1 protein-coding gene is annotated in these 281 nt (G+C 49.8%); it reads left to right on the top strand.

What is annotated here, in order from left to right; genetic code table 11:
• Nucleotides 1–281, top strand: a 281-nt coding sequence (locus Q4528_RS13585; RefSeq protein ID WP_303522073.1) for a hypothetical protein, incomplete at both ends; no start/stop codon positions are given.

Here is a 281-nt window from a genome sequence, read left to right as displayed (position 1 = left end):
CTTTAACTCTAGCCGAACTGGCGTGCGTTTAATCGGGCCAAAACCTGAATGGGCACGCACAGACGGCGGTGAAGCTGGCTTGCATCCGTCTAACATTCACGACAATGCTTACGCCGTTGGCAGCATCGATTTCACTGGTGATATGCCCGTAATACTAGGACCCGATGGCCCAAGTTTAGGCGGCTTTGTTTGTCCGGCTACCATCATTAAAGCTGACTTGTGGAAAATGGGTCAACTTAAAGCGGGTGACGAAATAAGCTTTATTCCGGTCACTATTCCAC

This window comes from Staphylococcus pasteuri (genome assembly GCF_030547725.1).
In the GTDB taxonomy this organism is placed as follows: domain Bacteria; phylum Bacillota; class Bacilli; order Staphylococcales; family Staphylococcaceae; genus Staphylococcus; species Staphylococcus pasteuri.
This window is presented reverse-complemented; position numbering and strand designations above follow the sequence as displayed.